The organism is uncultured Bifidobacterium sp. (assembly GCF_959020145.1).
Lineage (GTDB): Bacteria > Actinomycetota > Actinomycetes > Actinomycetales > Bifidobacteriaceae > Bifidobacterium.
In genome coordinates, this window is record NZ_CAUEQY010000047.1 from 1 (window position 1) to 7,647 (window position 7,647).

A 7,647-nucleotide genomic window follows, 5' to 3' on the forward strand; every position below is an offset into this window, starting at 1 on the left:
ATGAACCGTTTGCGCAAGGCTGACAACCGCCTCACGCCGGAAGAGCTGGAAGCCAAGTGGCAGAACAGCTTCTCGCACAAGCTTGGCATATGGTCGCTGGAACACACTCCCAACGGCTGGCCCAAGTAGTCCTGAATTCGGAAAATCTGCCTGCACAACCCGGAAATCTGCCCTGATCAAATCTGCCCTGATTCCCGACTCGCGCAGACGGCCGGACAGTCCTGAATATGAAAAGGCGGTGCTTACACCTATAAAGGTATAAGCACCGCCTTTTCGTATGCTCTGCATGCTTTACGTGCGAAAGGTCACACGCTTACGGTGGTAAGCATGGGCTGCTCGGTGGAGTCCTTGATCTGCTTGAAGCCGAACAGGGCGATCGCCAGCGAGGTGAGCGCCAGAGCCGTCACTACAATGAAACCACCGTGTGATCCCATACGGTCGATGAACTGGCCGGCAATCGCCGAGCCGACGGAACCGCCGATTGAGTTCATCGCACCCATCCAGGCCATGCCTTCGGTGAAGCGTGTGGGCGGCACCAAGTGCAGCATCAGCTGGTTGCCGTTCACCCACGTCGGTGCCTGGCATACGCCGATGAACAGGTAGATGATCATGATCACCCACAGATGTTTGGCGAACATGAACGAGCCGATGCCTAGATCGACCACGGCAAGGCAGAAGTAGAAACGCTTCCACAGCGGAATAGTCCAATTCTTTGCGCCATACACGAGCGCGCCGATCAGCGAGCTGAACGAGAAGCAGGCGAACACGAAACCGGTGTACTGCTTCATATTCGCTTCCGTGGCGAACGCGACGATCGAAATGCTGGCGGCCGACTGGAACGCGCCCAAACCGAACCACGTCACGCATACGGCGATTAGGCCCGGCCCCCAAATCGACTCCTTGCGCCCGGCATTCACATCGGCGGCGGCCTGATCCATGGCGGCCTGCACTTCCGCAGCCGTTTTGCCTTCGGAACGTGCGCGATCGCGAGCGTACTCAATGGCCGCTTCCGCCTGCAACGCCTTGGAACGGGCGGCTTCGCGCTCACGGTATTCCTTGCGGGTCATGCCCGCTTCGCGAGCCAGCTGCGTCTGCGATTTCGGCTCGGTGGAAAGTTCGGTGAGGAACATGAGCGCACCGACCACCACACACACGCCAGTGAATGAGAATGCCAACAGCCCGGAAATCACGGCCAGTGTGGAGGCGAGCGGATTGCCGATCACCCACATGCATTCGTCGAACACGCCGGAAAGCGAAAGCGCGCGGTTGGTTTTCTCCGTGTCACCTTTAAGCAGCGTGGTCCAACGCTGACGGCTCATCGCGCCCCACGGCGGAATCGCCGCCATGAACGGTACGATACAGAACAGAATCCACGACGGTACTCGGGCGGTGATGCAGGAAACCAGTGCGGTCGCCGCAATCATCCACACGATGATTGTCGGAATCGACACCTGACGCTGGCCGAACTTGTCAACCAGCTTGCCGAGCACCGGGCTCGCAACGGCCAGCGCGATCGCCTGCACGGCCGTCAGCGCGCCTGCCAGCGAATAATTGCCGTAATAATGCTGCACGGAAATCGTAATCGTCATGCCGACCATCGGGAACGGCATGCATGCGATCACTGAACCGACCGAAAATCGGGCGGTGTGCGGTATTCGAAGAAGCTCCGCGTACCCTCCGAAAAGATGTTGGCCGATGCTTTTGGCGCCGGCGAGGACTGAATTGGTCATGTTTTGCCGCTCCTTTCTGCTCACGGTTGGTGCTTGCGTCCGCTGCGTTGCGTTGCCGCGGACCGCTTGATATACCCTTGTTCTGTCTTGATTGTTTTCTCTCCAGCCCCAGTCTCTCACTTCAACCTTGCTTGAACGTCAATCGATTGACGTTCAAGCGTGTTGCATAGGGGGTGGAGACTGGTTGTGTGCCATTTTCTTGAACTAGACAACTTTATGCGGAGGTACTGTCGCAACACGCGGTGCATTGAGGTTGGCAGACATAATTCGATTGGCTATTTTGTAAGTACTCACCACACGTTCACTTGGTGGACGAAAAGATGTCCGGCGGGCGAAAGACGGTTGTTGCAAAATGGTTGCGCAACGCTTCCAAAGCTTGCGATTGCAGGATTTTCGTTCCATCGGTCAACGTCAGCAGTCCGGCAGCATCTTGCGGAAAGGCGGTAGGGATGCCCGCAACAACCATCCATTTCGTACGTCACGGCAAAGTCGAAAATCCAGGGCATTTGCTCTACGAACGACTGCCCGGATTCCACCTGTCGGAAGTGGGTGTGCGCATGGCGCAGGCGACCGCGCACTACATTGCCGTCAATCCACGACTCAACACAGTTTCCGCCATCTACTCGTCGCCGCTGGAACGCACGCGCGAAACGGCCGGCGAAATCCTCACCGCACTCAACGAAGTGCGTGAAACCCGTGGCGAGGAGCCGCTGGAACTCACCACCGACGAGCGCATCATCGAAGCGCGCAACGAATTCCGCGGCACGCGCATCGGCTACGGCGAAGGCGCACTCTGGAAAAACGGCAACTGGAAGCTGGTACGCAACCTGTGGAAGCCAAGCTGGGGTGAAAGCTACCAGTCGATCGCGCATCGTGTGCAAGCGTTCGCCCTCGAAAAAGTGGGGGAGCATCCCGGCGAGCAAATCATCGTAGTCAGCCATGAATCGCCCATCTGGAGCTACAGGCACATGCTGGAAACCGGGCACCCGGAACATAATATGCTGCTACGCCATACGGCACTCGCCTCCATCACTTCCATTACGTACGATTGCGATACACGCAAAGTATTGTCGATCGCTTACGTCGATCCCGCGGCCGACGTGAAATAGTGCATAATGCGGCATGGAATCGCCGGATTGGAAACTTTTGACCGAGACACGCGACAATGAGTGCGGCGGTTGTTGAAAGAACGGGGATTCCATGCAATCATGGAAGGGCTGGATGCTGTTGGGTCCAGTGAGGAAAACAAAATGTCGAAGCTGCAAAGGGGCACGCATGGCTTTCACTATCAACAACGGAGCGCTTTATCAATTATTCGATAGGCCTCATATGAAAATTGCCATCGAAAGCTGTGTTGGAGTGGTGGAATTATGGCCGCTGCAAACCGTTCAGGAGATGGAGAATGACGCAAAGTACACGGAAGATCTGCAAGTAAGATTCTCCTGCACCATGGCAAGGGCAATGCTGCGATTGTCCCACGGGATTAACCCGTCCGTGGCGGAAGCCGTGTACGAGGGAATGGACGAGATTCCGGGTTGCGATCCGGAAATTGTGCAAGCGCTCACGCGGGCCAATCAGGCATACGATGTGATGCGCAATTATTCCGAAACCAACAATGCCGACCTGTTCTTCGAAGCGGCCGACATTCTGGGCATCTTCATCGACGCCCATGTCGAGACGGAAGTCCGCAATATACTGCAAAAGATCGTGGAGTACATTCGGCAGAGCGTCAGCCTGGGCTTCGACGGCGGAGCGCTGGAAGATGTCAACTACTGCTACGCTTTCACCACGACCCCAAGGACGCTCACCGGGCGATTCCTCGCGGCGCTCGCGGTGGGTGACGGTCTGATGAATCTCATGTGCGAAGGCATTGACGATGTGGACGAACAGACCGTGCGCGTGCTGCCGGTGATGCTGTACATCAACGAGTTGTGCGAGCAGATGGCTGTTCCGCCGATCTATGTCGGCGACGTGACCTTGTCTCGAATGGTTGCGCTGCGTAATGCTGTGCGTGAGGCGGGCAGGGCAACGCCACTCGAGGAGAATTCCTTCTGCGACAACACATTCACCATAACCGCGGACAATGTCATTCCGTGCGCGGGCATGGAGTGGGATCATCATGCGGAGTGCCTGCGTTGGGATCCGAAGAGGGCCGAGCAGGAAGCCAAAGATGAGGATGAACGTAAGAGCAAGGAAGCGCTCGCTGAAAAGTTCAATTTGATGACGGACGCTATGAAAAGTATGAGCTACATGGATGATTCCGATGATTCGGGTGATTCAGGCGAAGGTGCGGATGCTGCGTGACGTGGGCAATCCGAGATAATCCGAATTAGTGGGAATTATCGATATAGGAATAAGAAAATCCCGGCACTTGCGATTGCGGTGCCGGGATTTTCTTTATGTAGTACTGATTATTGCAAGTTCGGTTCTTAAGTTCAGTGCTGAACCTGCATATTTCGTCAATGCTGTATGTTGCCGTACACGGTAGGATCGTCGGAATCGTCGGAATTGTCGGATCCGTACGGGGTCTGGCCCTGCGAATCGTTGCCGAACGTGGGGCGATCGAACTGCGTCTGGTCAAGCTGGGTGGACTGTTCCGGAACCGTAGGCAGCGGAGGCATGCTCGGCATGGAAGGGGCTTCGGGTGCCGGGGCTGCATGCGGAGTTGCCGGGGCGGCCGGAGTGTACTGGGCGGCTGGAGCGGCTGGCATCGCAGGTGCTGCGTACTGATCGGTCGGAGTTCCGTAAGGAGCGCCATACGGGTTGCCGTACGGAGTGTTGGTGGCTGCCGGGGCTGGGGTCGGAGCGCCATACGGGTCTGCGGTGGGCATTGCCGGAGTCGGCGCAGGCATTGCAGGTGCCGGAGCGGCTGCCGTATACGGATCAGCGGTTGGCGTCGGAACAGCCGCTGCGTACGGGTCGGCGACCGGTGCCGGAGTGCCGTTCGGGGCGTATTGTGCGGTTGCGGTCGGTGGCATGCCCGGGGCTGGGGCGTAGCCGTTGCCGGCTGCCGGATCGTCGAAGCGTGCGCCGGCTGGATCGGTCTTCTTGGCCATGAGCACAATGAGCACGATCGACGTGGCCAGGCATGCGATGAAACCGATGATCAACAGGAGTATGCCGGCTGCGCCAGTCGAGCTCGATCCGCCACCGATTACGGAAATGGCGCCAAGTCCCGTCATGACGAGGCCGACGCTCAGCAGAACGCCACCGATGAAGTCAATCGCGTAGAGGATGACCAGCGTGGTGCCGGCCTTGTTGGTGTCGTGCAGGCGGCGAACGGAAAGCGCAAGGGATGGAACAATCGTTGCCAGTGCCCAAATGGTGTTGACGAAGCTTCGCATTCCATTGGCTGTATTGCTGTCGATGATGGCGCCCAACACCGCGAAGATGACGGCAAACGCGATCTGGATGATGAATGTGCACAGAACCCACCACCAGAATTCGCCGCGGGAGGCGCGGCCCTTGAACGTGGCGTACTTTTTCCAGAAGCGGATGAACGCCTCGCCGATGGTGCAGTTGTAGGCCGGCTGGTCGAGCGGAGCGGTCAGTGCGAAGAAGCTGCCGGACCCCTGTGGCTGAGGTTGCGGTGCGCCGTATTGCGGCTGCTGCTGGTTGTATCCGGCCGCATTGCCGTATTGCGGTGCGCTGTATTGAGGCGCGCCATACTGGGGTGCCTGCTGGCCGTAGTCGGGTGCGCCGTATTGCGGTGCCTGCTGGCCGTAATCATTCTGACCGTAGGAGCCGTAACCGCCATATTGCTGGGCCTGCTGCGGGTTCTGCGGATTATATTGGTTGGGGTCCGTCATTAGATTACCCTTTCGGAAAGTGAATCGACATCAAAAAAGTGAAGTCGATTAACACAGTACTCTTGCATCGCCAAAAATACCGAAAAATATTGCAGTGTGGGACAATCCCGACGGACCCCGCAAAAATCCCCTTTGACTTGGGGCATCTTCTGACGCGTTGGGGAAGTCCGTCGATGGCGCGGCTCATGCCCAGCATGGTGTTGTAAGGATTGGTGGCTGCGATCATCGGGTCAATTAGCTGCAGGATGTTCATGACCGCGAAAAGCGAGTTGGTGCGTGGGACTGGATGGCACGTCCGGTTTGCGGGGCACAATGGAGCTTATGACTGAAGCTGAAAACACCAAACCAGAACTTCCTGAGCATGTTCGCGTGCGTTTCTGCCCGTCCCCGACCGGCATTCCGCACGTCGGCATGGTCCGCACCGCACTGTTCAACTGGGCTGAGGCCCGCCATACCAAGGGCACGTTCGTGTTCCGTATTGAAGATACGGACGCCCAGCGCGACTCCGAGGAAAGCTACAACCAGATCATCGAAGCCCTGAATTGGCTGGGCATCGACTGGGACGAGGGCATCAACGTGGGTGGCCCCGACGGCCCGTACCGCCAGTCCGAGCGTGGCGACATCTACAAGGATGTCGCAGCCAAGCTGCTTGAAGCCGGCTATGCATACGAATCCTTCTCCACTCCGGAAGAAATCGAAGCCCGCAACGTGGCCGCCGGCCGCCTGAAGGCTTTCGGTTACGACGGCTACGACCGTGATCTCACCGAAGAGCAGAAGGCCGCCTTCCGTGCCGAAGGCCGCAAGCCCGCCCTGCGTATCCGCATGCCCGATGAGGATGTCGCGTTCGACGATCTGATCCGTGGCCGCATCGAGTTCAAGGCTGGTTCCGTGCCGGATTACGTGATCGTGCGCCCGAACGGCGATCCGCTGTACACGTTGACCAACCCGGTCGACGACGCCATGATGAACATCAACGTGGTGCTGCGCGGCGAGGACCTGCTGAGCTCCACCCCGCGTCAGATCGTGCTCTACCGTTACCTGATCGAGCTGGGCGTGGCCAAGGAAATGCCGCTGTTCGGCCACATGCCGTACGTGATGGGCCAGGGCAACAAGAAGCTTTCCAAGCGTGACCCGGAATCCAATCTGTTCCTGCATCGCGACAACGGTTTCATTCGCGAAGGCCTGCTGAACTACCTGGCGCTGCTGGGTTGGTCCATCGCCGCCGACCGCGACGTGTTCTCCATGGAAGAAATGATCGAAAAGTTCGACGTGCGTGACGTCAAGGCCAATCCGGCCCGTTTCGACCTCGACAAGGCCATTTCCATCAACGCCGAGCACATCCGTATGCTTGAGCCGCAGGACTTCCTGAACCGTGCCGTGCCGTACCTGAACCGCGATGGCGTGGTCTCCGCCGATTCCTGGGATGCGCTGACCGATCGCGAGCGTGAGGTGCTGTCCGCTTCCGTGGAGCTCGTGCAGCCGCGCGTGCGCCTGCTGGGCGAGGTCGCCGGCATGGTGGGCTCGCTGCTCTCCACCGAGGGCTACATCGAGCCTGATGATGACGCCAAGAAGCAGTTGAAGGATTCCGCTCCGGCAGTGCTCGACGCCGCCATTGCGGCGCTTTCCGACGTTGCTGAAGATGATTGGAAGACCGACTTCCTGCATGAGACACTGAACAAGTCGCTGATCGAAGATGGCGGTTACAAGCCGCGTCTGGCGTTCGGTCCGGTGCGTGTGGCCATGAGCGGCCGTCGCGTGTCTCCGCCGCTGTTCGAATCCATGGAGATCGTTGGCAAGGAGATCACCGTCGCACGCTTGCAGGGCTTGCGCGAGCACCTGTGATGCGCTGATGGTGTGATTTTGCCGATCGCATGACTGTCGACCCGCTGGAATGTTCCGTTCCAGCGGGTTTGTTGTTCTGGGATGCTGTTTAAGAATGGCGGAAAATGGCGCGACACGCCGTGACTTGCGCACTCCTACGGATTCGCGTATATTTATCACTCGTTGCGGTTCGCGGCTCAGCTGAGAATCACAGCAATAACTCAAGCCCCCGTCGTCTAGCGGTCTAGGACTACGCCCTCTCACGGCGCCAACACCGGTTCAAATCC

General features: G+C 58.3%; 5 protein-coding genes and 1 pseudogene. 4 read left to right on the forward strand and 2 right to left on the reverse strand.

What is annotated here, in order from left to right; all coding sequences use genetic code 11:
- Window positions 1-129: pseudogene (locus Q5H33_RS07670) on the forward strand (GtrA family protein); the annotation flags it as partial.
- A gap of 176 nt (window positions 130-305) precedes the next feature.
- On the opposite strand, the gene Q5H33_RS07675 reads toward Q5H33_RS07670, so the two are convergent.
- Window positions 306-1,730, reverse strand: coding sequence for an MFS transporter (locus tag Q5H33_RS07675; RefSeq protein ID WP_004220249.1), 1,425 nt, complete (start codon window positions 1,728-1,730; stop codon window positions 306-308).
- A 449-nt stretch (window positions 1,731-2,179) separates the two neighbouring features.
- On the opposite strand from Q5H33_RS07675, the gene Q5H33_RS07680 reads away from it, so the two are divergent.
- Both Q5H33_RS07680 and Q5H33_RS07685 read left to right on the forward strand, forming a co-directional pair.
- Window positions 2,180-2,839: a histidine phosphatase family protein gene (locus tag Q5H33_RS07680; RefSeq protein WP_034880056.1), complete on the forward strand. Its 660-nt coding sequence runs from the start codon at window positions 2,180-2,182 to the stop codon at window positions 2,837-2,839.
- Between the two features lie 220 nt (window positions 2,840-3,059).
- Complete coding sequence (locus Q5H33_RS07685) at window positions 3,060-4,034, forward strand: hypothetical protein (RefSeq protein ID WP_134853765.1); 975 nt, start codon at window positions 3,060-3,062, stop codon at window positions 4,032-4,034.
- Between the two features lie 155 nt (window positions 4,035-4,189).
- Here Q5H33_RS07685 and Q5H33_RS07690 read toward each other — a convergent pair whose 3' ends face one another.
- Complete coding sequence (locus Q5H33_RS07690) at window positions 4,190-5,539, reverse strand: DUF805 domain-containing protein (protein WP_065435437.1); 1,350 nt, start codon at window positions 5,537-5,539, stop codon at window positions 4,190-4,192.
- Window positions 5,540-5,860: 321 nt separating this feature from the next.
- Here Q5H33_RS07690 and gltX point away from each other — a divergent pair, with 321 nt between their 5' ends.
- Window positions 5,861-7,381 carry a glutamate--tRNA ligase gene (gene gltX, locus Q5H33_RS07695; protein WP_302423868.1) on the forward strand — a complete coding sequence of 507 codons (1,521 nt, stop codon included), beginning with the start codon at window positions 5,861-5,863 and terminating at the stop codon, window positions 7,379-7,381.
- Window positions 7,382-7,647 lie beyond the last annotated feature (266 nt).